The organism is Pseudomonas sp. CFII64 (assembly GCF_000416235.1).
In the GTDB taxonomy this organism is placed as follows: domain Bacteria; phylum Pseudomonadota; class Gammaproteobacteria; order Pseudomonadales; family Pseudomonadaceae; genus Aquipseudomonas.
The window spans coordinates 364,654-388,913 of sequence record NZ_ATLO01000042.1 but is presented as its reverse complement, the minus strand read 5'-3'; the positions used below and the strand labels follow the sequence as shown (position 1 = coordinate 388,913).

Below are 24,260 nucleotides of genomic sequence, written 5' to 3'. Positions count from 1 at the left end.
AGGATTTGTCATGAATTCAATCGTTGAACAACCCGCCGACGCGGACGTTCTGGATAATCTGCTGGGCATTGCGCCCGGCAGTCATCTGCACCCGGTTCGCCATGCGCGGGACAAAGTCGTGTCGGCGACGCAAGGCAGCCATGCGCTGTTTTTCAACGCGCAGGTTCAGGACGGCCTGTCCCTCAGCGAGCGACTGCTGGTGGCGTATTACGCCAGCCGTTTGACCCCGAATGAACGGCTGGCCGGTTATTACCTTGAGCAGCTGAACGCGCTGAAGATTGATCAGGCTCTGCTGGCCAAGGTTGATGCGGATGCTGTGGAAAGCCTTGGCGATCCGCGTCTGCAAGCCATTCTCGACTTTACCCGAACCTTGATCCTGAGCCCGGTCGAAGGTGATCAGCAGGCGTTGCAGGTCTTGCAGCAGGCCGGATTGACCACGGCGGAAATCGTCGTGCTGGCGCAATTGATCGCTTTCTTGTCCTATCAGGTGCGCCTGGCCGCCGGGCTGAGTGCGTTGTCAGCCGCAGGAGTCGCATGATGAGTGAACCGATCCGCGTCAACGGCTTCACCAGCGAAGTGCTGGGCTGGAAAGCCTGGTTGCCCACCATCGATCTGGGCAGTGCAACCCCGGAACAAGTGGCGGTGCTGGAAGAAAGCCATCCTCAGGCCAAGGTTTCCGATTATTACCTGACACTGGCCCACGACCCGGAAATCCTCCGTCAGCGTTCCTTGGCCTTCAACGCCATCATGTACGCACCAGGCGGTTTGTCCCGTGCCGAGCGGGAATTGGCGAGCACCGTGGTGTCGCGCATTAACCGCTGCGTGTACTGCGCATCGGTCCACGCGCAACGCTTTGAACAGCTGGCCAAGCGCAACGATGTGATCGCGCAGATTTTTGCCGATCCGCAGACCGCGGGCACCACGGATCGGGAAAAAGCCATCGTCCAGTTCGCTATCGACCTGACCCTTGAGCCCGGCGCGCTGGGAGCGAGCAACGTCCAGCCATTGCGGGATCACGGCTTGAATGACGGCGAGGTACTGGACCTGATTCACGCCATTGCAATCTTCGCCTGGGCCAACCGTTTAATGCTCAATCTGGGCGAACCGGTCTTCCCGGGCTAATCGGGTGTTTGAATAATCTTGACTTAATATTGTACAAGCGGCTATTTGTCGTATAAGTTTTAATCTTTCAGGTCAGTAGCAGGGTGTTGTAGTGGTCTCTTGGCCTTGCACCCTGTTACTGACCTTTTTTATGCCTCTTTTATGTTGCAGCTTTGAGTGAGGCCTGCATGACGCGCCCATGGTTGTGGTTAGTCTGGTTGTTGAGCGGCACAAGTCTGGCGGCAGGCTGGCAGGACGCCTTGCCCAATGCGCAGCTCGTCGGTAGCGGTGAGTTTCGTATGTACGGTTTCAGAATTTACACCGCGCGGATGTGGAGCACCCACAAGCCGTTGCAAACCGAGAAGCCATTTGCCCTTGAACTGACGTATCACCGTTCCATTTCTCGCGAGGAGCTGGTGGACGCCAGCATCGATGAGATCAAGCGCACTTCAGGCTCGCAGGTGAGCGCTGCACAACTGGCAATTTGGCGCGAGCAGATGCACCTGGCATTTGTCGATGTGCAGGAAGGTACAAGGATCATCGGCGTGAACCTGCCGGGTCGGGAGGCACGCTTTTACGTGGGCGACACGTTGCATGAGGTTGTGCGGGATCCGGCGTTTGCCAAGGCTTTCTTCGATATCTGGCTGGCGGCTGACAGCCGCAACTCCAATCTGCGCGAACAGTTGTTGGGCACGGCAGCTCCGTGATCCGCACCCCCTGTAATTGAGGAACGCACCATGCTGAAAAGAATCGTTTTGTTGTTGTGTATCGGCCTGGCGGGTTGCGCTGGGGAACAGGTCAGTCAATACAGCCAGGAAACGCCGAAGCTCGACCTGCGCGACTATTTCACCGGACAGGTCTTGGCGTCAGGAATTTTCCAGAAGCGCTCGGGGGAGGTGACCAAGCGATTTCATGTGGTGATCAACGGTCGCAGCGAAGGCGACAAGCTGATCATGCACGAGGCCTTCAACTACAGCGACGGCACCAGGCAAACCCGGGTCTGGACCCTGGTCCCGACGGGGCAGGGCAAGTGGAAGGGCACGGCGAGCGATGTGGTGGGCGAAGCGTTTGGCGAGGTTTCCGGCAATACCTTCCACTGGAACTACGTGCTGAACCTGCCGGTGGACGGCAAGACCTACGAAGTACGTTTCGATGACTGGATGTATTTGCTGGACGACCAGACCCTGGCCAATCGTTCCTATATGAGCAAGCTGGGTGTGGAGCTGGGACAAGTGACGTTGTTTTTTCGCAAGCAGTAGGCAAAAAACCTCGTTGGAAATTCTATAGTCGGAATGCCTGACCGTATGGGACAGGGCGTTTGTGGGAGAGGACTTGTCCTCGAAAATCAGCCCGGACGACCAGATCTGCCTGACCTACAAGCAGTGCTGACATTACAGCCATCGAGGACATGGCCTCTCCCACAGGAAATGACGTAACCCTGGATTGTGCTGCGCATGGACCGTCGGGTGATTTTGAGGGCAAGCCTTGCTCCAACCGCTGACGTGCGGCGGCTTATGCCACCACAGGTATCAACGGATCAGCCGCCGCCAGCGCTTCTGCACGATTGGCCGCCGGTGGGTAGATCCACTGGGTGTTGATCTGCGTCTTGAGCTGTTTACCTTCTTCTTTCACGTACTTGACCTGGCGATCCCAGCCTTCGGTGAAGACCGCGCCCCAGGCGCCCAGATCCAGGCAGGTCACGTATTTCACCTGGCTGTAGGGGATCGGCGCGACGCCCAGCAGGTCGGCTGCGACGTTGTTGCCCGCCGAGCGGCCCAGGGCAATAGCGTGCTGACAGGTCATCATCGCGTAGTTACCCAGATCATCCGTTGCGGCATAGGCCACATCGCCGGTGGCATAGATTGCGTCCTGGCCGAGCACTTTCAGATTGCGATCCACATGCAGTCGGCCGAAGTTGTCGCGTTTGGCAGCAATTTGCTCGGTCAGGCTGCTGGCGCGAACGCCCGCCGTCCAGACCACGGTATTGGCTTCGATACGCTGCCCATCAGCGAGCGTGATGCCCTCTGCATCCACCGAAGCGACCGTGGAATTGACCCGCCATTGCACGCCCAGACTGGCGCTGGCTTCGGCGATCAAAGGTTGCAGCGATTCGCCCAATGCCGCGCCGATTTGCGCACCTCGGTCGACGACGATGACCTTGATATCAGCGTCGTAGCCCAGCGCAGCGCGCAGACGCTGTGGTAGTTCGGTCGCCGTCTCGATCCCGGTAAAACCACCGCCGGCCACGACCACGGTGTTACGTGCTGCGGATTCAGGAAGCTGACTCAGGGCGTTGATATGCGCTTCAAGTCGGCTGGCTTCTTCAATGCGATCCACATCGAATGCGTGCTCCAGCAACCCCGGAACGTTCGGTCGCACCACGCTGCTGCCGCTGGCGAGCACCAGACGGTCATAACTCAAGATGCCTTTGACGCCATTGGCATTGGTGTAGCCGACACGCTTGCCTGCGACATCGATCTGCTCCGCAGCACCCTGGACAAAGTTGACGCCGACGGCTTCGAACAAGTCGCCCAGTGGCGCCTGCATGCCGTGCACCTGGGCTTCGTAGAAACGCGGCCGGACGCGCAATTGTGCCTGTGGCGCCAGCACCGTGACTTCAATGTCCTGCTGACCTTGTTGATCAATCAGGCGCATTGCACTCAGCGCGCTCCACATGCCACCGAATCCTGCACCGACGATCAAAATCTGCTGCTTCATGGTTGTGCCCTTCAAAGATGAGTCGATTGAGTGAGTCGAGTTCGTAGCGCCCTGACTACGCAGAGAACGGACGCGCATCGTTACGTTGGCGCTGCGTCCCTGCTTACTCGATAACTACGACTCTATTGATCGTAGTTAAATCAGACAAGTTATTTTTCATCGGTAAGCCAATGCTGCTTGCTGGATTGGCCGGATGACCGCTCTATTGCGGATAGTCAGGCACCATCGATATTTTTGCTGGTTTGCCGACTGGCCGTTGCTGATTGTCAGGACCAAGGCTTTTTGCTACATTTGGCGACTAAATCAGTCGGAGATATTCATGGCGCTTTACAGTGCAGGGGTCGAGTACGGCATCCACTGCCTCTTGTTTTTGCTCGACGATCGTGGCGACAGTCGTGAAGCCAGCGTGCGTGACCTGGCCGAGTTGCAAGGTGTGCCCCACGAATACCTGGCGAAGGTGTTCACCAAGCTGGCGAGGGCGAAACTGGTGGTTGCCACCGAAGGTGTGCGCGGTGGTTTCAAGCTGGCGCGTCCGTCTGACGAAATCACCCTGCTGGATATCGTCACGGCCATCGACGGCAAGAAATCCATTTTTGAATGTCGCGACATTCGCGGCCGTTGCGCGGTGTTCGATGGACAGCCGCCAGCCTGGGCCACAGAAGGGACTTGCGGCATTCATGGCGCGATGCTGGTCGCGCAAAAACGCATGGAAGAGGCCCTCGCGCAACAGACCATTCTGGATCTGGGCCGGCGTTTCGGACGCAAGGCACCGCCGGTATTTTTCAGCCAGGTCGATGGCTGGATGAATGAGCGCCGGGAACACAAAGGTGCGAGTAGCGATGAGCCGCAATCCATTGCACTGGTCGACATCTCGCAGTAACCGCCGGAATTTATTTGCAACATTTCCCTGCTGCTGTATCCAAGCCCTCGTTACTATTGTCGGCCCCGGCCCATCCGCCGGGATCACCACACTGGATATTCAACCGGGGACGGAGCATGACCGAGTCTGATTCACCTTCGCGCCGAGGCTTCTTTCTGGTTGCCTGCGCTTTGCTGATCGCCATGATCGGCACCACGTTGCCCACGCCGCTTTACGTGTATTACCAGCAGCAAATGGGCTTTGGTGAAACCTGGGTCACCTTGATCTTTGCCATCTATGCATTGGGCGTTATTGCTGCGTTGCTGGCGGTTGGCAGTTGGTCGGATCAGATAGGCCGGCGACCGATGTTGTGCGCGGGCCTGCTGATGGGCGGGATCAGCGCGGTGATTTTCCTGTTCTGCGATTCCATTGGCGGCTTGCTGCTGGGGCGGCTGTTTTCCGGATTTTCTGCCGGGATCATGACCGGCACCGCTACCGTGGCGATTATCGAACTGGCGCCGAAAAGCTGGAGCGGGCGCGCGACGTTGATTGCCACTGCAGCCAATATGTTCGGCCTCGGTCTCGGCCCGTTGCTGGCCGGCCTGACGTCGCAATACCTGCCGCAGCCGTTGCATCTGGTGTTCTGGTTGCATCTGGGTTGTCTGGCGCTGGCGATGCTGGGGATCGCGTTGGCTCAGGAAACCGTCGAGCGTCCGCCCGTGCCGCGCTTGCGGGTCATGCGTCCGTCGATTCCGCCGGGAGTACGCGCGATGTTCATACCGGCGGCGATTGCCGGGATGGCCGGATTCAGCGTCGCCGGGTTGTTTACCAGCATGGTGCCGTCGATCATGCGTCAGGTAATGGGGCAGTCCGATGGCGTGGTGATCGGTGCGGTGGTCGGTTCGTTTTTCGCTGCCTCGGTAGTCGGCCAGGCCGCCTTGCAATGGATACCCGCGCGTTCGCACATGACCACCGGCTGCGCCGGGTTGATCCTGGGCATGGTGACCTTGGGCTTGAGCATTTCTACCGAGCAGCTGGGTTTACTGATGATCGCGGGTGCGTTGGCCGGGATAGGCCAAGGCATGGTGTTCCGCGCTGGCATGGGCGCAGTGACGGCGGCCAGCCCCGCGCACCACAAGGCAGCGGTCAGCTCGGCATTGTTCGTGGTGTTTTATTTCTCCATGTCGCTGCCGGTCATCGCGGTCGGCGTCAGTGTGCCGGTGTTCGGCCTGCGGCATGTGGGCGAGCTGTTCAGCGCCATCGTCGCGGTGGTTGCGGTGTTGGCAATGCTGAGTATGAAACGGGCCCAGGCGGTTTCGGCTGCCTGAGCCTGTTCCAGGTGTAAACCTATTCAGGACTGGACACTGAAAAATCAGCCACGTTGCCGGTAGCACAGCGGAAAGTTCCCCGCTGTGCGCTTATGTCGCAACGCGCGACGCAGCGCTTGTCCGCCGGGGCTTTGCGCGGCGCGGGGCGCATCGAAGTCGCGCAAAGCCTGTGCCGGGCGATGTCGAACCTGTACCGGCGGTGTTACATTTCCCGGCCATGAACGTCCCTGCACTCCATCGATTGCTCCATGCCAGACATCAGTCCTCGGCGACGGGCACGCGTGGCGTTGAAAGAATGCGCAAGGGATTGATCAGGGGCCGCGCAGGCCTGGGCAGTCGGCACGGTATCGGCGCCTGGCTGGGCATATTCGCCATGCTGATGGTGTTCGTCGGCCCGCTGATCTCTCAGGGCGCGAGCATGGCCCATGGCATGGGCGTGTCGATGGCCCACGATATGGCCTGCGACGACATGCCCGGCATGGCGCAGGTTTCCAGGCCTGCCGCGCCGGGCGGACATCATGATCTGGTCATCTGGGAAAAATGCGGCTATTGCACGCTGCTGTTCCAGCACCCACCGATCACCGAATCCAACCTGATTGTCGCGCCACTAGGCATCGTGCCAGCGGCGGTACCGGCAACCTCGTTTACCCCGCAGCAGGTCCTTGCGCCAGTATTTCCAGGTGCCCGGAGTCGAGCGCCGCCATTTTCCTCCCGCTGAACGTCACTGCCATCCGCTGCTGAACAATGCTCATCGACCCGTGCGCCGACGCAAGTCTGTGCGCGCGCCGTTTGCCGTTGTGCTGGCAGCCATCACCTGACTTTTCATCGGATGTCTTTATGTACTCGACTCAGAACGAGCCTGCCTTTCACCTGGATCTTTCACGTCTACGCGGGCGTCACGCCTTTGGCCTGTTTCTCGGCCTGGCCTTGCCTGGCATTGTCCTCGGGGCACCGATTGACAGCGAATCAGCGACGCTGCCGCTGGACTTGTCACCGGTGGTCATCACCGCCGTGCAGCAGAGCTCGCCGTTGACCATCGTCACCAACCCGAAAGAAGCGCGTCAGCCGGTGCCTGCCAGCGATGGCACTGACTATCTGAAGACCATTCCGGGTTTTTCCGCGATTCGCAGCGGCGGCTCCAATGGCGATCCGGTTCTGCGAGGCATGTTCGGCTCGCGCTTGAACCTGCGCACCAATGGCGGGCTGATGCTGGGTGCCTGTCCGGCGCGCATGGATGCGCCGAGCTCCTACATCGCTCCGGAAACCTTCGACAAACTTACCGTGATCAAAGGCCCACAAAGTGTGCAATGGGGGCCGGGAGCTTCGGCGGGTACGGTGCTGTTCGAGCGCGGCCCCGAGCATTTCGCTGAGCTGGGCAGTCGTCTTGATGGCAGTGTGCTGGTGGGCTCCAACGGCCGCTTCGACAAGGTCCTCGACGGCGCGGTGGGCGGACCCCAAGGTTATCTGCGCATGGTGGGCAATCAGTCCCGGGCTGATGACTACGAGGATGGCGGCGGCAACACGGTGCCGTCGCGCTGGGACAAATGGAATACCGACATCGCGCTGGGCTGGACGCCGGATGCCGATACGCTGCTGGAATTCACGGCAGGCAAGGGTAATGGCGAAGCGCGTCTGGGCGGGCGGGGCATGGACAGCTCGCAACTGGCCCGGGAAAGCCTCGGGCTGCGTTTCGAGAAGCGCAACCTCGGCGGCGTACTGGACAAGCTGGAAGCGCAGGTCTACTACAACTATGCCGACCACATCATGGACAACTTCCGGCTGCGCACCCCCGATCCCAGCAGCATGATGAGCATGCCCATGGCCTCGCAGGTCGATCGACGAACCCTTGGCACGCGTCTGGCCGCCACCTGGAAATGGGCCGATGTGGAACTGGTGACCGGTGTCGACGCCATGCGCAGCGAACATCGCACGCGCAACTCCACCTACAACATGATGACCGCGTTCTATACCGACGCCGACGCCGTGGCCTGGAATACCGATGCAGTGGAGCACGACTACGGCGGTTTCGCCGAAATGACCTGGTTCGCCGCCGAGGGTCGTCGGCTGGTCGGCGGCGCTCGCCTTGATCGGGCGTCAGCCAAGGATTACCGCGATACGCTGCGCGGCATGTCCAGCCAAGCGACCAACCCTACGGCCGACGATACCCGGTCCGACACCTTGCCCAGTGGTTTCGTCCGTTACGAATACGACCTTGCGGACTCGCCAACCACCCTGTATGCCGGCATCGGTCATGTGCAGCGTTTTCCTGATTACTGGGAGCTGTTTTCCCCCAATAACGGGCCAAGCGGTAGCCGTAACGCCTTCGACGGCATAAAGCCCGAGAAAACCACCCAGCTGGACTTCGGCGCACAGTACAACGGTGATGACTTGCAGGCCTGGGCGTCCGGCTATGTGGGGCAGGTGCGCGACTTCATTCTGTTCGACTACAGCACCAACATGATGGGCAGCACGACGTCCCAGGCGTCCAACGTGGACGCAAGGATCATGGGCGGCGAATTGGGCTTCGCCTATCGCCTGGCTACCCACTGGAAAACCGACGCGACCCTGGCTTATGCCTGGGGCAAGAACAGTTCGGATGGGCAGGCGCTGCCGCAAATGCCGCCACTGGAGGGCAAGCTTGGCCTGACGTATGAGCGGGAACTGTGGAGTGCCGGGGCGTTATGGCGGCTGGTGGCGGAGCAAAACCGGGTCGCCGAAGGGAAGGGCAACGTGGTCGGCCAGGACTTTGGCAAGAGCGCCGGTTTTGGGGTGTTCTCGTTCAATGGCAGCTACAAGCTGAGCAAGCAGCTGAAAGTCAGTGCCGGCGTGGACAATCTGTTCGACAAGAACTACACCGAACATCTGAATCTGGCGGGCGACGCTGGCTTCGGATTTGCTGGCGACCGGGCGCTCAATGAACCGGGGCGTACCTTGTGGACCAAGGTGGATTTCAGTTTCTAGACAGCAATCATTGATGTTTCGGCATCTTCAGTGACCGGCGACAAGCGGGAGGCGGGGCATCGGGTGTGTAATGCATCGTTTAGCGTTGATAATGCTCCGCTTGCCGCTCCTGCCCACCATCATGGAATCCACACGTGTGATGTTCGAGATCAAACCGCTGAACCCACAAACCTACCGCCGCCAGACCCGCCGCAGCACGCTGATCATCGCCGTGACCTTCGCGGTGCTGGCGGTGGTGCTTTCCAGCCTCGCGGTGTACCTGTTTGGTGTGCCGGGTGGCGATAATTTCAGCCTGAATCTGGGTGGCGTTCTCGTCGCGTTGCTGCTGATGATTGCCCTGGTGCGTTCCATCTTCTGGCCGCAGCCGTGGATGGCGGCGGCGGTTTATGGCTGGCAACTCAAACGCAACCTGATGCGCATCACCAATGTCATGCATCACCTAAAACCTGCCGTAGCGGCCAATGATCCGGTCGCGATGAAACTGCTGCGTTTTTACCATCTGGCGCTGGCGCAAATGCATGAGCTGGACGGCAATACCGGCGCTCACAGCGAACTGCTCAGGGACAGCGAGCAACACAAGGAACGCATGACAGCCTTGAGCATCAGCCCGGAGCAAACCCGGCTGGATCCGGCATGGATTGAGGCGGTCAAAGCTCAGCACTGAATGAAATACGCTCAACCCGGACTGCATCGGCGCAGGCTATCGGGTTGGGTCAGGTAGATTTGGGTTAGCCGAGCCTGCCTCTCGAGGACAAGTCCCCTCCTGCCGGTTTTGTAGCGGCCCAGTAGGACCGGACTTGTCCGGGAAGAACGATAACGCGGTGTATCTGCCCACTGCGGCGACTGCGTCGCGAGTCGGTTTTCTCGGCTATACCTAGTCGGTGACTTGCCAATTCCCCAAGCGCCTGACCCTTCACGGAGTGAAGCCATGCCCACATTTGCCGTTAAATTGAGTTCGTTATGGTTGGTGGCCATAACGGTTGCAGGATGTGCCAGTTCAGTGACCCAGCCGGATGAGTATTCCGGATTTCTCAAGGATTACAGCCAGCTCAAACAGGAGAAATCCCCCTCGGGAGCCGACGTGATGCGTTGGGTTGATCCGCAACTCAATCTCGCGAAATTCACCAATGTCTATGTCGAACCGAGCCAGTTTTATCCCAAGCCTCAAGCCACCGACAAAATTCCGCAAAGCACGCTGCAAGGCATCACTCGCTATTACGACCAGGCGTTGAAGCGGGAACTGGGCAAGTCGTTACCCATTGCAGCGTCGCCCGGCCCCGGCACGATTATCGTCAGGCCGGCAATTACCGCGGTCACCAGCAAGACTGAGGGCCTGAAACCCTACGAAGTGATCCCCATCGCGTTGGTGGCGGCAGCGGTCAGCACCGCATCGGGGATTCGTGACCAGGAAACCACCATCGCCACCGAAGCGGCGTTCCTCGATGCCGATACCAATAAGGTCATCGCCCAAGTGGTGCGCAAAGGCTCCGGTAGCCCACTGGAGAGTTCGGCACAGGTCATGAAGCCCGACGACGTGAAAGCGGTGCTCGACGGTTGGGCGTCGGATCTGCATCAGTCGTATTTGAAGTTGAAGGCGAAGTAGTATTTGGACCGTCAGGCCGTTGGAGCGAGCGGGCGGCGCTCCAACGGAGTCTGCGCTTAGATCATTTCCGGCAACGAACGCAACACTTTGTCCAGGGTGATGGGGTATTCACGCACTCTGGCGCCGGTAGCGTTGTAGATCGCGTTGGCAATCGCCGCGCTCACCCCGCACAGGCCCAGCTCGCCAACCCCTTTGGCTTTCATGGGCGAGGATATCGGGTCGGTCTCTTCGAGGAAAATCACCTCTTGATGAGGAATGTCGGCATGCACCGGCACTTCGTAACCCGCCAGGTCATGGTTGACGAAAAACCCCAGCCGCTTGTCCACGGCGAGTTCTTCCATCAGCGCGGCACCGACGCCCATGGTCATGGCGCCGATAACCTGGCTGCGTGCTGAAGTCGGGTTGAGAATCCGCCCGGCGGCGCAGACTGCGAGCATGCGTCGCACGCGGGTTTCCCCGGTAGCGGCATCGACAGCGACTTCAACGAAATGCGCTCCAAATGTCGCCTGCTGATATTTCTTGGCCAGTTCCGCAAACTCGATGGAGTCCTCGGCGACCAGTTCACCGGCCTGTGCCGCCTGCCGCAATGGCGCACTGCGTCCAGCTGATTGCACCTGACCGCCGACGAACACTGCATCTTCGGCGTTAAAACCCAAACGTTGGGTCACCGCCTCGCGCAATTTCACGCAGGCGGCATACACCCCCGCCGTGGAGCAGTTGGCGCCAAACTGGCCGCCGGAACCGGCCGAAACCGGATAGCTGGAATCCCCCAGGCGGACTACCACATCATCCAGCGTGACGCCCATCATTTCCGCTGCGGTCTGGGCGATGATCGTGTAGCTGCCGGTGCCGATATCGGTCATGTCGGTTTCAACGATGACCGTGCCATCGCGATCCAGTCGCACGCGTGCCCCGGATTTCATCAGGATGTTGTTGCGATAAGCCGCCGCTACGCCCATGCCGATCAGCCAGCGACCTTCGCGCTGCGTGCCTGGCTCGGAGTGGCGTTGGTTCCAGCCGAAACGCTCTGCGCCGGTGCGCAGGCACTGGATGAGATTGCGCTGGGAAAAGGCCCGTTCCGGGTGGTTTGGATCGACCTGGGTGTCGTTGATCACCCGGAATTCGATGGGGTCAATGCCGACCTTTTCCGCCATTTCATCCATGGCGATTTCCAGAGTCATCAAGCCGGGTGTTTCACCGGGCGCGCGCATGGCATTGCCCTCGGGCAAATCCAGAGTGGCCAGGCGCATGGCGGTCAGGCGGTTGTCCCCGGCGTACAGAAACTGCGTAGGCTGGGCGGCCTTTTCAACACCGCCGCCGGCCAGATCGCCCGACCAGCCTTCGTGGGCGATGGCACTGATCTTGCCGTCCTTGTCCGTGCCGATGCGGATGCGCTGAATGGTCGCTGGCCGATGCGTAGTGTTGTTCATCATCTGCGGACGGGCCAGGGCCACCTTCACCGGTCTGCCGGTGAGTTTCGCGCCAAGTGCCGCCAATATCGCATCGGACCGGACAAACAGTTTGCCGCCGAAGCCGCCGCCGATATATGGCGAGATCAGCCGCACGTTTTCCTTGGGCATTGCCAGGGTGGTCGCCACATCGCCGACGCTCCAGGCGATCATCTGGTTGGAGGTCCACAGCGTGAGTTTTTCGCCTTCCCAGGCCGCCAGCGTCGCATGGGGCTCCATCATGGCGTGGGATTGATCGGGCGTGGTGTAGGTCGCGTCGAGTTGGACTGCGGCGGCGCTGAACGCCGTTTCGAAATTGCCGCGACGGGTGTCCGGCATATCGTCCTTGGGCTCCACTGCCGAGCCGCTCGCGGCAGACAGATCGTATTGGCCATTGGCGCGGACGTATTCCACGCGCACGAGTTGCGCGGCGCAACGCGCCTGTTCGAAGGTTTCCGCCACCACCAGCGCGACGGCCTGATGGTAATGCTGGACATCCGGTCCGGCGAGCAGGTGGGCGGTGTTGTATTTGCCTTTGCCGAGCTTGCCCGAATTGCCCGCTGTGACAATTCCGAGCACGCCGGATGCAGCGTTCGCGTCCTCCAGATCGATGGAGGCAATGCGCCCCTTGGCGATGGCCGACGTCACCACGTAGCCATAAGCCTGATTGGGTACAGCGTCGTGTTGCTCATACGCATACGGCGCCCGACCGCAGGTCTTGAGCGGGCCGTCGATACGCGGCGTGGGTTTGCCGATGACCTTGAGTTGGTCGATGGGGTTGGTCGTCGCTGGGGTGTCGAACTTCATCAGACGGTCCTCCCTTCTGCCATACGCGAGTGTTCAATCACCGAGGCCAGCGTACGCTGCACCAGAATCAGCTTGAATTGGTTTTCGTGGGTGGGCGTTGCGCCAGCCAGGAGCTTGTCGCTGAACACCTTGGCACCATCGGGCAGTGCCGATTCGGCGGCTTCGACTCGCCACGGCTTGTGCGCTACGCCACCTACGGCGATACGCCCGGTACCATCTTTTTCCAGCACCGCCGCCACCGAGATCAGTGCGAACGCGTACGACGCACGATCCCGGACCTTTTGATAAACCTGCATGCCGCCAATCGGCGCTGGCAGGATCACCGAGGTGATCAGTTCGTTCGCGGCCAGGGCCGTTTCGACATTGGGCGTATTGCCCGGCAGGCGATGGAAGTCGGCGATGGGAATCATGCGCGTCGTGCCGTCGGCCTTGACCGTTTCGACCTGCGCATCAAGCAGGCGCATGGCCACGGCCATGTCGCTGGGATGCGTGGCAATGCAGGCACTGCTGACGCCAATGATGCCCATTTGCCGACTGACGCCGCCAAGCGCCGAACAGCCGCTGCCGGGATTGCGCTTGTTGCAGCCTTGATGGGTGTCGTAGAAATACGGGCAACGAGTGCGTTGCAGCAGATTGCCCGCCGTCGTCGCGACATTGCGCAGCTGACCCGATGCACCGGCGAGCAGGGCGCGTGACAGCACCGCATAGTCCTTGCGAACCCGTGGGTCGGCGGCGAGATCGGTATTGCGTACCAGGGCGCCGATCTTCAGGCCGCCTTCGGACGTGGCTTCAATACGATCCAGGGCGAGGTCGTTGACGTCGATCAGATGGGTCGGCGTTTCGATTTCGAGCTTCATCAGGTCCAGCAGGTTGGTGCCGCCAGCGATGAACTTTGCCCCTTCGACCTTGGCCGCCAAGGCAGCCGCGTCGGCGGGGGAGGTGGCGCGGGTGTATTCGAAGGGCCTCATGCTGTCACCTCTGCGACTTCGCTGATCGCTTCGATAATGTTGGAGTACGCACCGCAGCGACAAATGTTGCCGCTCATTCTTTCCTGAATCTCGCGGACGATGAGTTGCGGCTGCTCGGTCAGGTTGGCGCTGACGTGGCTGGGAACCCCGGCACGGATTTCGTCCAGCACCGCTACCGCCGAACAGATCTGCCCCGGCGTGCAGTACCCGCATTGGTAGCCATCGTGCTTGATGAACGCGGCCTGCATGGGATGCAGCTGGTCCGGGGTACCAAGGCCTTCGATAGTGGTGATTTTCGAGCCCTGATGCATGACGGCCAGGGTCAGGCACGAATTGATCCGCCTGCCATTGGCGATCACCGTGCAGGCGCCGCACTGGCCGTGGTCACAACCTTTCTTGGTGCCCGACAGGTGCAAATGCTCACGCAGCGCGTCGAGCAGGGTGGTGCGCGTGTCGAGGTTCAGGTCCCGCGCGGTGCCGTTGACGGTCATCGTTATGGTGTTGCTGACCGGGCGTGCCTGATTGGCCGCAGAGGCTTGGGCGGAAATAAATGGGGGAAGGGCGACCGCCGTTGCGGTCACGGCACCGACGATAAGGAATTTACGCCGGGTAATCGGCATCAGGTCACGGTTGTCCATAAGGTCAATTCCTGTGGAATGATTTAGCGGCGTCTGCGCGCCGTTGAACGGTCTCCGGCTTGGCAATGGAGTGCATCAGGCTATGACTTGAAGATTTTTCGATAAGTTTTAGAGGCGTGACGACATAGAGTCATGAGCCGAAGTCATGAATCCTTGAAAGTGCCGGTTTTAAGCGAAACGGGGGGCAAGCGCGGGGGGGACTGATACGGTGGTGCGTAACATTTCGATATACAAAGAAGGAGGGAGAAGGGCCTTTGTGGGAGAGGACTTGTCCTCGAAAAAATCAGTCCAGGCGACCCGTATCCGCTGAGCCGCATTCAATGAAGACATGACAGGCATCGAGGACAAGTCCTCTCCCACAAGTGCTGCTCCTCCGACGCGAGTTGGTTGCTGTCAACCGCTTTACTGACTCCCAAACATCGCCGTCCAGTAAATCCCGGCATCGCTTTTCGGGTCGGTTGCATAGGCAGCGCCCAGGTCGCGGTATTGTGGGTTCATCAGGTTGGCGCAATGACCAGGGCTTGCCAGCCAGCCATCCAGCACCTTGCGCACTGAATCCTGGCCGGCGGCGATATTCTCGCCGATCTGTTGCCCGACGTAGCCGGCCAGTTCGGCCCTGTCGCCCGGGGTACGACCATCACGGTCGATGTGATCGAAGAAGTTGTTATTGGCCATGATTCGGCTGTGGCTCTGGGCCGCGCTGCCCAGGGTTGCGTTCCAGCTCAGCGGGGAGGCTGCGGCGAACTCCTGGCCGCCACACTGACGCGGCTGGGAGCGCGCGCGGTTGATCATTTCCAGCAACTTCTGGCCCTCCGCCTGCCAGTCACCCAGGCGCGCCGCCAGCAGCGGCCGTGCCAGGACAATGCGCCAGTCGCGGCCCTCGCGGCTGACGCCGATATCGACAAACTGCGGGTCCAGCACCACCTGGCAGAAGCTTTCCAGCACCACACCCATGGCCGCCTTGGCATCGCGGGGGCCGGAAAGGCTGATCGCCTGCACATTGACCATCGGATACGTCGCCCGCGCCAGCGCCTTTTGCAGGTCACCCACACTGTTGCCGGACAGCACCAGACGCGGATCGCTGACCAGTGGCGGCAACTCCAGGGAAACCTGATCCGCGCAACGCTGCCCCTGGCTGCGGTAGGCATTGATCGAGTCGACCAATTGCGTTTCCTCGCTCGCCACGGCGGAGGTGGCGAGCAACAGCCCGAGCAACAACGCTGGCAGACGCAGCGCAGATGAAATGAATCCCATGAACCTCTCCCTTGAGCTGAGTGCGCCTATCATGCGCAATTTTCTCGCATCAGGCACAAAGGGATTTCACTGCAGGCAAATCGTTCCCCGCGAGGCGTCGGTTTCGTGTCATCAGAACAAATGCCTCGCGAATACGTTCGCTCCAACGCAGGCTTGCTCTAAGCCAGATACTTGTTGAACCAGGCCAGGGTTCTGTCCCATGCCAGGTTCGCGGCGGCATCATCGTAGCGAGGCGTGGAATCATTGTGGAATCCATGATTGGCGCCTGGGTAAATATGGGCTTCATAGGTTTTGCCAGCGGCCTTCAATGCCTTTTCGTAGGCTGGCCACCCTTCGTTGATGCGGGTATCCAGTTCACCGTAGTGCAGCAGCAACGGGGCTTTGATCCTGACCACGTCTTCGGCTTTGGCCTGACGTCCGTAGAAGGGCACTGCCGCCGCCAGTTCCGGGTAGGCCACCGCAGCGGCATTGGCGACACCGCCGCCATAACAGAAACCGGTGATGCCAACTTTCCCTGTGGTTGATTCGTTGGCCATCAGCCATTCGATGGCGGCGAAGAAATCATTCATGAGTTTTTCCGGGTCGACCTTTTCCTGCAGTTCGCGGCCCTTGTCGTCGTTGCCAGGATAACCGCCGACCGAGCTCAGGCCATCCGGCGCCAAAGCGATGAACCCGGCTTTCGCTACACGCCGTGCGACATCTTCGATGTAGGGGTTGAGCCCGCGATTCTCATGCACGACGACCACGCCCGGCACTTTGCCGCTGGCTTTGGCCGGGCGTACCAGGTAGGCGCGAACCTGGCCATGACCCTTGGGTGACGGATAGGAAATGTATTCGGCGACGATATCGGGATCGGTGAACTCAATCTGTTGCGCCAGCGCGTAGTTGGGGCTCAGCGCGCTGAGCATGGCGCCTGCGGTCAGTCCAGCCAGCGTGAACGCTGCGGCGCGGTCGAGAAATTCCCGGCGGTTGATCTTGCCATGAGCATAGAAATCGTAAAGCTCGAGCAGTTCGGGGGAAAAATCTTTCGCGGTGAGACGTTCCATCTGCTGCTCTCCTTGGGCGGGTGTTGCCTCATTAAAGCAATGTTTGCGGTAACGGCCAACAAAGTCAGACGGGTATGATGGCCGCATCCAGCCGTCCCTGAGCCCAAATCACGCATGTCCATCGTCACCCGCTATGAAACGCCGCCACCCGAAGCCATCAACAGTCAGATCATGAAAATGGTGGTCGACTACGTGACGGATATCAGCATGGTCGCCATCGCACCCAGCAATCCGCTGTACAACCTCTATCAATACGGCATTGGTTACGAAGTGCATCTGTACTTGCAGGCGATGGACGGTTCCCGGGGCATACCGGTTGAACTGATTGTCGCCACGGACGAACAGGATCCGCAAACCGTGATCGGGTTTTTGCTGTATTTGCCGGTGCAGGGCGATCCTCAAGCCTGTGCCGTGGCATACATGGCGGTGCAGGCCAGACACCGTCGCCAGGGCGTCGCGCGTGGGATGTTGCAGGCAGTGCTCAGCCGTTATCCCCATGCTGAACTGGCATGCTTCATTGCCAAAGTGCCGTATTTCGAGGCGCTGGGCTTTCAGGTAGTCGGCGCGCGCGGCCCGCAGGTGTTGATGAATACCCGCGACCATGGCACTGACGGCCTGCTGGCGGTGCTGGATGTCGCGCCGATCTACAACTCGGTGGAAGTGCGGCAGATTCACACCTACTTGCTGCAACAACATGGCAAGCGGGCCATGGTCGATGCCGAGAAGCAGCGCGACCGGCATCTGGACCAGATGACCCGACAGGCGCGGGCTTTCGTCCAGCAACGTCTCGGTGATGCGGCTGTGCAAAACCCGCAGCCTGGGCCGCGACTGGTCTAGACACCAGTGCGCAATGGCGTCTGGTCAGGCAAATTCTCGACGAAAATTGTCCACCTATACTCAAGGCTGCGTGGCTAAAACCCATCCGGGCGGGTAGGGCTCACACGCATTGAACCTTGCAGGAGATCGCAAATTTGAACCTGCGCTCCGTAAGCGCTGCCTTGATCATGGGCCTGGCTCTATCGCTGACGGGTTGCGCAACCGCGCCGCGTACCCCGCCAGCGCCGCCGATTGTGATTTCGCCGAATACCTGGCGGCAGGTCGACGTCGAGATCATTGCCGCATCGCAGGATGCGGCCGCACAGGCCGGTGTTTACGCCCGTGGCTCCATGGACCATTGGCGGTTGCGGGTCTACGAGCAGACCGAAGAGGCGTTCATCCCATGGTTCAGCAGTTACTGGACCCAGGAATGGCTGGCGATGAAAGTCGGTTGGTACAGCATGAGTGCGGGGGACGATCAGGACGCCTCGGCAAACCGATTGGCGGTCTATCTGCAGGAACAGTATCGCGGTCGTGTCCTGGCGCCGGTCGCGGTGGAGATTGATCCGGACGCGATCATGCAGCAATCGACCCAGTTCTATGTGCAACTGCTGAGCCAGCACTTGCAACGCATCGCCCAGCGCCATGGCGTACCCGCCGAGCAAATGAACCAGCATCTGAACGGCGTGCTGGCGATCACCCTCGGTCCGCCGCCGCCGCGCAACGCCTCGGTCTATCAGCTGGTTCGTTCCGAGCCACTGACCGTGCTTCCTGCCTGGATGGCACTGCAGGACAAGATTCACACGGCCAGAGTCCAGTCATCCCAGACGGCCATAGCCTCCGTCGCCAAACGCACCAGTGAAAAGCTCCAGGCGCAGTTTGCCAGCCGTGGCGTTGCGAGTGCCGCCGCTGCGGCCGCCGGACGGGTCGCCGGCTTGCTGATTTCCGTAGGCGTGGCGGGATTTCGCGCAATGGCGCACGAAAGCGACCGAGGGGAAATGGAAGCCCAACTGCGGCACAACCTGGGCACCGCTTTCGACGGTGCATGGCTGGGCATCATGAAAAACCGCGAGACCGGCGTCATGGCGGCGGTTTATTACGTGTCCGCGCAGATCGAAACAAATCTGGCGGCGCGGCCTGGGCTGTCAGCTACGGTTTATTCATCACCCAAACAGCACGAGCGCCAGCAGCCATTCAACCTGAGACCGTGACGATGCGAAAGTTCTGGAAACGTTATGTGCACCAGCTGGACCTGGATCTGAATACCAGGGTCTTTGATAACGTCAAGAATCTGTTGGTCTGCGCGTTGTTATTTGCGGCGGGGACCAATGTCCTGCGTTCACAGAAGGAAGTGTTCATGGGGCTGGCGGGGGCGACTATTTCCGGGTGGGTGTTGATCGGGATTTCCGCGCTGCTGATGCTGCTCAACATCAGTGACGGCCTGAATCGACTTGCGAGGCTTCCCCATCATCGAGCGGTACAAATTGTTTTTTGTGTGGTGTATCTGATCCTGGCATTTCGCATGGTGGAAATCGTCTGGAGTTTTCGGGCGGAGTGATGTTCTGGTCAGATCGGGTGGCACTCACAGTAATGGAGGCACCTACAAAGGACTGCCAGAACCGGCACCTTCCCGGATAAATCTGGTCCCGTAGTGTATTGCGAATCTGTTGGCGAGGCTTGCCCGCGAATCGATCGTAGGAGCGACCGTAGGAGCGACCGTAGGAGCGACCGTAGGAGCGACTTTAGTCGCGAGAGCGTCAATTCCCCTCCCGGCTAAAGCCGGTCCTACAGCAAGCCTCCTACGGGCGTGCGAGTTTCAGTATCAAAAGTCAGCCGCTCCACTGCAGGAGCCAGCTTGTTGGCGAGAACTCGCCGCCTTGACGAATGATCCCACACAGGATTCGCGCTACGCCTGCTTCTCGGCAGCCCCTAAAAATCCCACTTGGTGGTCAGCATCAGGTTACGCGGCTCGCCGTAGTAAGTGGTATCAAAGTTGCCAAGCCCGGTCAGGTACTTCTTGTCCAGGACGTTGTTGGCATTGACCGCGAAGCTCAAATGCTCGTTGTACTGATAGCGGCTCATGAGGTCCACCAGGCTGTAGCCACCTTGCTTGATCAGCGTGTAATCGCCGACGGTGGAGCTGTAGATCTGGCCGTAATAACCACTTTGCCAGCTGATGCCACCGCCGACCGTGACCTTGTCCAGCACGCCGGGCAAACGGTAGGTGCTGAAGACTCGCACCACATGTTCGGGTTTGGTGGTGCTCAGCGGGTAACCGAAGATGCGTTGCTGATCGGCGTCCCGAGTGCGGGCGTAAGTGTATCCGGCGGACAGGTTCCAGCCTTCCTGCAGTTCGCCGGACAGTTCCAGTTCCACGCCTTTGGTGGTCGCGCCGTCGATGGCTTGGTAGATGCCTTCGTTGGTGACCGGATTGGTGCCGATTGATTCAGCGACGTTGTCCTGTTCGATGCGAAACAAAGCCAGGCTGGCGTTCAATTTGCCGTCCAGGTACGCCGCTTTCAGACCGGTTTCGTAGCTGTTGCCCTCAGTCGGGGCAAGGGTCGAGCCGTTGGCGTCCTTGTACACCTGAGGTTGGTAGATCGCGGTGTAGCTGGCGTAGGCCGAGTACGTATCGTTGAGGTCATAGACCACTCCGGCGTAGGGCGTCACCACGCCGTGTTCCTTGTAGCTGGCGTGGGTATCGTCCAGGCCCGCGCCGGGGTAATAGCGGTAATCTTCGTTATATTTGAACGTGCTCAGGCGGCTGCCGAGGATGAACGAGAGGTCGTCGGTCGGACGCAGGCGTGTTGCCAGATAAATCCCGTTCTGACTCTGAGTACGCTCGTATTTGCCGTTCTTCGGGAAGTTCTGCTCGGGCAGGTCGCCGCTCCAGTCGTAGATGCTGCCCGGCACCAGGCTGAACGCGCTGGTGTCGTAGTTCGCGCCCGTCTGGCGGGAGTGGGAAGCCATCACACCGGCCACCAGTTCATGCTCGCGACCGCCGAGGGTGAACGGGCCGGTGATGTTCACGTCAGCCGTGTCCTGGACGCGATGGCCTTCCCAGCGCCCCCAATAGAGAAATATGCCTTCGCCCGTGGCGCGATCCGGGTTGCCGCCGCTGGCCGAGGCCAGTCGCGTGTCGTGATCGGTGATCTTTTCGTCAAGGCTGACCTTGAGTTTCCAGTCATTGGCCAGCGCCTGCTCCAGCGAGGTGAAATACGTCACTGAATCAAAGTCACGACGGCTCCAGTCGGCGCCGGGGTTGAAGCTGCGGCTGAAGTCGGTGCGGCCGCCGTCGGCGAAGTAGGTCGGGTTGCCGGTCCACGAGGTGCCGCGTGGCGTGACGCTTTGCTTGTCGATGCCAAACGTCAGCAAGGTGTCGGGGCTGAGATCGGCTTCCAGAATCCCGTAGAACAGATCCTTCTTCTGGCTGTAATGATCCAGGTAGGAATTGCGGTCCTGATAGGCGCCGACGAAACGGCCCCGCAGCGTGCCGGCATCGTTCAGCGAGCCGGAAATGTCGCCTTCAGTGCGATAGGCGTCCCAGGAACCCGCGCTGCCGGTGATCGACGCCTTGAATTCCCGGGTGGGCTTCTTGCGCACCAGATTGACGGTCGCCGAGGGATCGCCCGAGCCGGTCATCAGCCCGGTGGAGCCCTTGATGATTTCGATACGGTCGAAGCTGGCAGTGTCGACATGGGTCGCCGCTTCCCCGTAAACACCGTCGTAAATGCGGTTGACCCCATCGTATTGGTAGTTGGTGATGGCAAAACCCCGGGTGGAAAATTCCATGCGGTCGCTGTCGTACGCCTGCTGGCTGATCCCGGGGGTATTGCGCAACACATCGCCGACGTCCTGGGCACCCTGATCATCCATTTGCTGGCGAGTGATCACGGTGACCGATTGCGGCGTTTCGCGCAGGGTCAGCGGCAACTTGGTGGCGCTCCGGCTTGAGCCGGTGGTGTAGGAACCCGTCCCCTCGGTGGTTTCCCCGATCAACCGACTGTCGATATTGGTGGCACCCAACTCCAGCGCGTTATCGGCGGGGCCGGCGACAAAGTAGCTGCCATCGGCGCTTTTCTGCGCACGCAGTCCGGTATTGGCAACCAGGCGTTGCAGCGCCTGTTCCACGGTCATGTCAGCGTGCAGCGCAGCGGCCTGACGGTTTCGGGCGACATCGGTTGCGAACAGAATGCGACTGCCGGTCTGGCTGGCCAGTGCATTAAGGGACCGGTCCAGTGGTTGGGCCGGTATGTCCAGTGCCCAGGAAGCTTGTTGCGCGCTGACAGCACTGGCCATAAACAGGCCGCCGAGTAACAGGCTCGCGCGACGCGGTGACGTTAACTTCTCCATTGTTTCCCCATTTGAACAGTCGTTATTTATTGTCTTCATGGGATAGGCGTACAGCCGGTGGCGAATGTTGAGGTCGCCGGAGAAATATTTTTCATGCCTGCCTCAGCGCGTTCGGCTGAGGGTCACGGTGCCGTCCGGGGCGCGCTGGACAGCCACCGGCAGGATCGACGGCAGCAAGTTGAGCAGGCTCTCCACCGAGTCGGTGTCAAATTCGCCGGACAGCCGCAATTCACCGGTACTGGCGTCGGCGATACGCACTGGCGCCTGCCGATAGCGGCCGACATCGACGACGACGTCTTTGAGCGGTGTACCGTCCAAGCGCAACTTGCCGTGCTGCCAGGCGGTGAGTTGTGCCTGGTTGAAGCCCTGAACCCGGTCAATGCGCTCGGCGAACGCGCGCAATTGCTGCCCGGCTGCAAGGCGCAGCGCTGGAGACCGGACGTTGCTGACTTCGACAACGCCTTCCAGCACGGCCACATCAACCCCCCGTTGATCACTGCGCACGCTGAAAACAGTCCCGATGTCGCGGACCGAGACGCCCTGGCTGCGGACGATGAACGGCGTATCGGCATGTACCACGCTGAACAGCGCCTTACCTTCGACCAGTTCCAGCTGGCGGCTGCGCAGGCGCCGCTCAATACGCAGATGCGTTCCCGAATCCAGCGCGACCTGGCTGCCATCACGAAGCTGAAGCTGTTGCCGGGTGCCTTTGGCGACCCATACGTCTTCGGTCTGCCAGGCAGGATCGACTTTCCAGACCGCGCCCAGCAGCGCCAGGGTCAATAACCCCGTGCCCAGCGCAGTGCGGGTCTTGCGCCGACGCTGGGAAAACGCCTTGGCTTCGCTGAGCAGGGCTTCTCTGGAGGGCACCTGCTCGCGCAATGCGTCGGCGAAGGGCTGCAGGGCATCCTGCGCAGCCGGTTTTTTCCTTGAGTTGTCAGGGTTCACGGCGTTGCCAGCCCACAGGCCCGGCGCGCCGGCTGCCAGCGCTGGGCGATGGTGCCCAAGGCCCGGCGAAAGTGCTGCGTGACCATGTTGACGGAAATCTCCAGCTCGGCGGCGATGTCCTTTTGCGGCATGCCGTGAATGCGGTGCAGCAGGAAGATTTGTCGCTGCCGGGTCGGCAACGCCTCGATAACCGCCAGCAAGGCCTTGAGGTGTTGCTCGAATTCCAGCGCCCTGGCGCCGTCCCAGCTGTCGATACCCTGTTCGGCAGGCATTGGCAGGCTGGCGTGGGCCAGGCGGATGCGCTCGGCACGCACCCGGTCGATCGCGCGGTTGAATATCATCTTGCGCAAAAAAGCCAAGGGCTGGAGCACGGGTTCCTGTGGCGGTTTCTCCAGCACCTGGACGCAGACGTCGTGAACCAGATCCCGGGCGAAATGCCGACCCTTGAAGCGACGCCGGATGTGCTCGATCAAGTCATCGTAATGAAGGGCCAGCGCAGTCATCAGACAATCGTCGGGGGAGGGTTTGTGCATGAGAGACGGTAAAGGCTAGTTTGAGAATGAGTCGCATTATACACGCAGATCGCTTCATGCCCACGCGGCGCAGCAATTAGCCGTGGGGCAACGGCATGGCGCGATCATTCGTTCAATCGATAGTGATCATCAAATATTGCGAGTTCTGTCTGTTTCGGCAAAGGAGGAGGATAGCGTCATACCCAACCGAAGCTTTTGAAGGAATGCGTGCGATGAGAATTTCAACCTTGCTGGCTCTTGTCGCCGTGTTGACCAGTGGCGTTGCTGTCGCAGCACCTTCCTACGCTGCCGACGCCCAGTCCTGCCATTTGCTGCCGGTGGCCGACAGCCCGGCAAGCTTGCAGCGTTCCCAGTCGGTGGGCGTGCTTTACAGTGAAAATACCGTCAGCAATCTGGCATACCTTGAGCAATATCACGCAGTCGCCCTAAAGGGTCAGAAGAGCGGTGTGCTGGATCCGCGGATCAGCTCGGCGTTCATCGACAGTTCCGACCCGCAACTGGCAATCGGCTGGCTCAAAGAGTCGCTGGACACGCAATTTGCTACGGTCACCGTCTACAAGGATCTCGATACGCTGGTGCAGGCAAAGCCTGATGTGGTGGTGATGCTCGACACCTATAACCAATTGGTCACGCAGCGCAACACTCAGGTCGAAGCGCGCTACGTCGCCAAATTCTACGACGCGAATTTGCAATACATCGGCAAGGCTGAAGGTTATGGTGCCAGGCAGATGTCATCTGTATGGGTTCACGACAAAGCTGCTGCGGAGATTGCCGCGCAAGTGGACCAGCAACGAGAGCTGCAAGTGAACGCACTGAAACAGTTCGACGCATCATTGAAGGCGCTGGTGACTTCCGGCCAGGTGGCGAGCAATTGACAGG

At 60.2% G+C, this 24,260-nt stretch carries 23 protein-coding genes; 14 read left to right on the top strand and 9 right to left on the bottom strand.

The window, feature by feature from the left end:
* Positions 1-10 precede the first annotated feature (10 nt).
* The 4 genes from CFII64_RS19700 to CFII64_RS19685 all read left to right on the top strand — a co-directional run bounded on the left by CFII64_RS19700 (position 11) and on the right by CFII64_RS19685 (position 2,360).
* Positions 11-538: a CMD domain-containing protein gene (locus CFII64_RS19700; protein ID WP_020292591.1), complete on the top strand. Its 528-nt coding sequence runs from the start codon at positions 11-13 to the stop codon at positions 536-538.
* Entirely contained in the window at positions 538-1,122 is a 585-nt protein-coding gene (locus CFII64_RS19695) for a peroxidase-related enzyme (protein ID WP_020292590.1), read from the top strand. Before CFII64_RS19700 ends, CFII64_RS19695 begins: the two co-directional genes overlap by 1 nt.
* A 167-nt stretch (positions 1,123-1,289) precedes the next feature.
* Positions 1,290-1,808 carry a chalcone isomerase family protein gene (locus tag CFII64_RS19690; RefSeq protein ID WP_020292589.1) on the top strand — a complete coding sequence of 173 codons (519 nt, stop codon included), beginning with the start codon at positions 1,290-1,292 and terminating at the stop codon, positions 1,806-1,808.
* A 30-nt stretch (positions 1,809-1,838) separates the two neighbouring features.
* The gene (locus tag CFII64_RS19685) at positions 1,839-2,360 is read left to right on the top strand and encodes a DUF3833 domain-containing protein (RefSeq protein ID WP_020292588.1); all 522 of its coding nucleotides are present in this window, start codon (positions 1,839-1,841) and stop codon (positions 2,358-2,360) included.
* Between the two features lie 253 nt (positions 2,361-2,613).
* On the opposite strand, the gene CFII64_RS19680 is transcribed toward CFII64_RS19685, so the two are convergent.
* Positions 2,614-3,819: an NAD(P)/FAD-dependent oxidoreductase gene (locus tag CFII64_RS19680; protein WP_020292587.1), complete on the bottom strand. Its 1,206-nt coding sequence runs from the start codon at positions 3,817-3,819 to the stop codon at positions 2,614-2,616.
* Between the two features lie 319 nt (positions 3,820-4,138).
* Between CFII64_RS19680 and CFII64_RS19675 the strand changes: the two genes are divergently transcribed.
* From CFII64_RS19675 to CFII64_RS19650, 6 genes are all read left to right on the top strand, one after another.
* Entirely contained in the window at positions 4,139-4,699 is a 561-nt protein-coding gene (locus CFII64_RS19675) for an Rrf2 family transcriptional regulator (protein WP_020292586.1), read from the top strand.
* A gap of 116 nt (positions 4,700-4,815) precedes the next feature.
* Positions 4,816-6,006, top strand: coding sequence for an MFS transporter (locus tag CFII64_RS19670; RefSeq protein ID WP_020292585.1), 1,191 nt, complete (start codon positions 4,816-4,818; stop codon positions 6,004-6,006).
* 295 nt (positions 6,007-6,301) lie between these two features.
* On the top strand, positions 6,302-6,724 hold the full coding sequence (locus tag CFII64_RS19665; RefSeq protein ID WP_020292584.1) for a DUF2946 domain-containing protein: 423 nt from the start codon (positions 6,302-6,304) through the stop codon (positions 6,722-6,724).
* Between the two features lie 119 nt (positions 6,725-6,843).
* Complete coding sequence (locus CFII64_RS19660; RefSeq protein WP_020292583.1) at positions 6,844-8,967, top strand: TonB-dependent copper receptor; 2,124 nt, start codon at positions 6,844-6,846, stop codon at positions 8,965-8,967.
* 139 nt (positions 8,968-9,106) lie between these two features.
* Positions 9,107-9,631: a DUF3087 family protein gene (locus CFII64_RS19655; protein WP_044901571.1), complete on the top strand. Its 525-nt coding sequence runs from the start codon at positions 9,107-9,109 to the stop codon at positions 9,629-9,631.
* A 264-nt stretch (positions 9,632-9,895) separates the two neighbouring features.
* Positions 9,896-10,570: a DUF3313 domain-containing protein gene (locus CFII64_RS19650; RefSeq protein WP_044901513.1), complete on the top strand. Its 675-nt coding sequence runs from the start codon at positions 9,896-9,898 to the stop codon at positions 10,568-10,570.
* A 56-nt stretch (positions 10,571-10,626) separates the two neighbouring features.
* Here the strand turns inward: CFII64_RS19650 and paoC are convergent, their stop codons facing one another.
* From paoC to yghX, 5 genes are all read right to left on the bottom strand, one after another.
* Positions 10,627-12,825: an aldehyde oxidoreductase molybdenum-binding subunit PaoC gene (gene paoC / locus CFII64_RS19645; RefSeq protein WP_020292580.1), complete on the bottom strand. Its 2,199-nt coding sequence runs from the start codon at positions 12,823-12,825 to the stop codon at positions 10,627-10,629.
* Positions 12,825-13,793: a xanthine dehydrogenase family protein subunit M gene (locus tag CFII64_RS19640; protein ID WP_020292579.1), complete on the bottom strand. Its 969-nt coding sequence runs from the start codon at positions 13,791-13,793 to the stop codon at positions 12,825-12,827. Before CFII64_RS19640 ends, paoC begins: the two co-directional genes overlap by 1 nt.
* Complete coding sequence (paoA, locus tag CFII64_RS19635) at positions 13,790-14,413, bottom strand: aldehyde dehydrogenase iron-sulfur subunit PaoA (RefSeq protein WP_044901570.1); 624 nt, start codon at positions 14,411-14,413, stop codon at positions 13,790-13,792. Before paoA ends, CFII64_RS19640 begins: the two co-directional genes overlap by 4 nt.
* Positions 14,414-14,833: 420 nt before the next feature.
* On the bottom strand, positions 14,834-15,685 hold the full coding sequence (locus CFII64_RS19630) for a CAP domain-containing protein (protein ID WP_020292577.1): 852 nt from the start codon (positions 15,683-15,685) through the stop codon (positions 14,834-14,836).
* A 158-nt stretch (positions 15,686-15,843) separates the two neighbouring features.
* Positions 15,844-16,731, bottom strand: a complete 888-nt coding sequence (gene yghX, locus CFII64_RS19625; protein ID WP_020292576.1) for a YghX family hydrolase — start codon at positions 16,729-16,731, stop codon at positions 15,844-15,846.
* A 114-nt stretch (positions 16,732-16,845) separates the two neighbouring features.
* Here yghX and CFII64_RS19620 point away from each other — a divergent pair, with 114 nt between their 5' ends.
* The 3 genes from CFII64_RS19620 (at position 16,846) to CFII64_RS19610 (ending at position 19,105) form a co-directional block, all read left to right on the top strand.
* Complete coding sequence (locus tag CFII64_RS19620; protein WP_020292575.1) at positions 16,846-17,568, top strand: GNAT family N-acetyltransferase; 723 nt, start codon at positions 16,846-16,848, stop codon at positions 17,566-17,568.
* Between the two features lie 134 nt (positions 17,569-17,702).
* On the top strand, positions 17,703-18,758 hold the full coding sequence (locus tag CFII64_RS19615; RefSeq protein ID WP_020292574.1) for a hypothetical protein: 1,056 nt from the start codon (positions 17,703-17,705) through the stop codon (positions 18,756-18,758).
* Positions 18,759-18,760: 2 nt separating this feature from the next.
* Positions 18,761-19,105 carry a hypothetical protein gene (locus CFII64_RS19610; protein ID WP_020292573.1) on the top strand — a complete coding sequence of 115 codons (345 nt, stop codon included), beginning with the start codon at positions 18,761-18,763 and terminating at the stop codon, positions 19,103-19,105.
* A gap of 371 nt (positions 19,106-19,476) precedes the next feature.
* On the opposite strand, the gene CFII64_RS19605 is transcribed toward CFII64_RS19610, so the two are convergent.
* From CFII64_RS19605 to CFII64_RS19595, 3 genes are all read right to left on the bottom strand, one after another.
* Positions 19,477-21,900, bottom strand: coding sequence for a TonB-dependent siderophore receptor (locus CFII64_RS19605; RefSeq protein WP_020292572.1), 2,424 nt, complete (start codon positions 21,898-21,900; stop codon positions 19,477-19,479).
* A 102-nt stretch (positions 21,901-22,002) separates the two neighbouring features.
* Positions 22,003-22,848, bottom strand: coding sequence for a FecR family protein (locus tag CFII64_RS19600; RefSeq protein WP_020292571.1), 846 nt, complete (start codon positions 22,846-22,848; stop codon positions 22,003-22,005).
* A complete protein-coding gene (locus CFII64_RS19595; protein WP_020292570.1) occupies positions 22,845-23,351 on the bottom strand; it encodes an RNA polymerase sigma factor in 507 nt (168 codons plus the stop codon). Before CFII64_RS19595 ends, CFII64_RS19600 begins: the two co-directional genes overlap by 4 nt.
* A gap of 242 nt (positions 23,352-23,593) precedes the next feature.
* On the opposite strand from CFII64_RS19595, the gene CFII64_RS19590 reads away from it, so the two are divergent.
* Positions 23,594-24,256 (top strand): hypothetical protein, encoded by a 663-nt coding sequence (locus CFII64_RS19590; RefSeq protein ID WP_020292569.1) that lies wholly within the window; start codon positions 23,594-23,596, stop codon positions 24,254-24,256.
* Positions 24,257-24,260 lie beyond the last annotated feature (4 nt).

Bases quoted from the DNA above. Each gene is read 5' to 3' on its own strand.
- CFII64_RS19700 (WP_020292591.1), top strand. From the start codon at position 11: ATGAATTCAATCGTTGAACAACCCGCCGACGCGGACGTTCTGGATAAT.
- CFII64_RS19695 (WP_020292590.1), top strand. From the start codon at position 538: ATGAGTGAACCGATCCGCGTCAACGGCTTCACCAGCGAAGTGCTGGGC.
- CFII64_RS19690 (WP_020292589.1), top strand. From the start codon at position 1,290: ATGACGCGCCCATGGTTGTGGTTAGTCTGGTTGTTGAGCGGCACAAGT.
- CFII64_RS19685 (WP_020292588.1), top strand. From the start codon at position 1,839: ATGCTGAAAAGAATCGTTTTGTTGTTGTGTATCGGCCTGGCGGGTTGC.
- CFII64_RS19680 (WP_020292587.1), bottom strand. From the start codon at position 3,819: ATGAAGCAGCAGATTTTGATCGTCGGTGCAGGATTCGGTGGCATGTGG.
- CFII64_RS19675 (WP_020292586.1), top strand. From the start codon at position 4,139: ATGGCGCTTTACAGTGCAGGGGTCGAGTACGGCATCCACTGCCTCTTG.
- CFII64_RS19670 (WP_020292585.1), top strand. From the start codon at position 4,816: ATGACCGAGTCTGATTCACCTTCGCGCCGAGGCTTCTTTCTGGTTGCC.
- CFII64_RS19665 (WP_020292584.1), top strand. From the start codon at position 6,302: ATGCGCAAGGGATTGATCAGGGGCCGCGCAGGCCTGGGCAGTCGGCAC.
- CFII64_RS19660 (WP_020292583.1), top strand. From the start codon at position 6,844: ATGTACTCGACTCAGAACGAGCCTGCCTTTCACCTGGATCTTTCACGT.
- CFII64_RS19655 (WP_044901571.1), top strand. From the start codon at position 9,107: ATGTTCGAGATCAAACCGCTGAACCCACAAACCTACCGCCGCCAGACC.
- CFII64_RS19650 (WP_044901513.1), top strand. From the start codon at position 9,896: ATGCCCACATTTGCCGTTAAATTGAGTTCGTTATGGTTGGTGGCCATA.
- paoC (WP_020292580.1), bottom strand. From the start codon at position 12,825: ATGAAGTTCGACACCCCAGCGACGACCAACCCCATCGACCAACTCAAG.
- CFII64_RS19640 (WP_020292579.1), bottom strand. From the start codon at position 13,793: ATGAGGCCCTTCGAATACACCCGCGCCACCTCCCCCGCCGACGCGGCT.
- paoA (WP_044901570.1), bottom strand. From the start codon at position 14,413: ATGCCGATTACCCGGCGTAAATTCCTTATCGTCGGTGCCGTGACCGCA.
- CFII64_RS19630 (WP_020292577.1), bottom strand. From the start codon at position 15,685: ATGGGATTCATTTCATCTGCGCTGCGTCTGCCAGCGTTGTTGCTCGGG.
- yghX (WP_020292576.1), bottom strand. From the start codon at position 16,731: ATGGAACGTCTCACCGCGAAAGATTTTTCCCCCGAACTGCTCGAGCTT.
- CFII64_RS19620 (WP_020292575.1), top strand. From the start codon at position 16,846: ATGTCCATCGTCACCCGCTATGAAACGCCGCCACCCGAAGCCATCAAC.
- CFII64_RS19610 (WP_020292573.1), top strand. From the start codon at position 18,761: ATGCGAAAGTTCTGGAAACGTTATGTGCACCAGCTGGACCTGGATCTG.
- CFII64_RS19605 (WP_020292572.1), bottom strand. From the start codon at position 21,900: ATGGAGAAGTTAACGTCACCGCGTCGCGCGAGCCTGTTACTCGGCGGC.
- CFII64_RS19595 (WP_020292570.1), bottom strand. From the start codon at position 23,351: ATGACTGCGCTGGCCCTTCATTACGATGACTTGATCGAGCACATCCGG.
- CFII64_RS19590 (WP_020292569.1), top strand. From the start codon at position 23,594: ATGAGAATTTCAACCTTGCTGGCTCTTGTCGCCGTGTTGACCAGTGGC.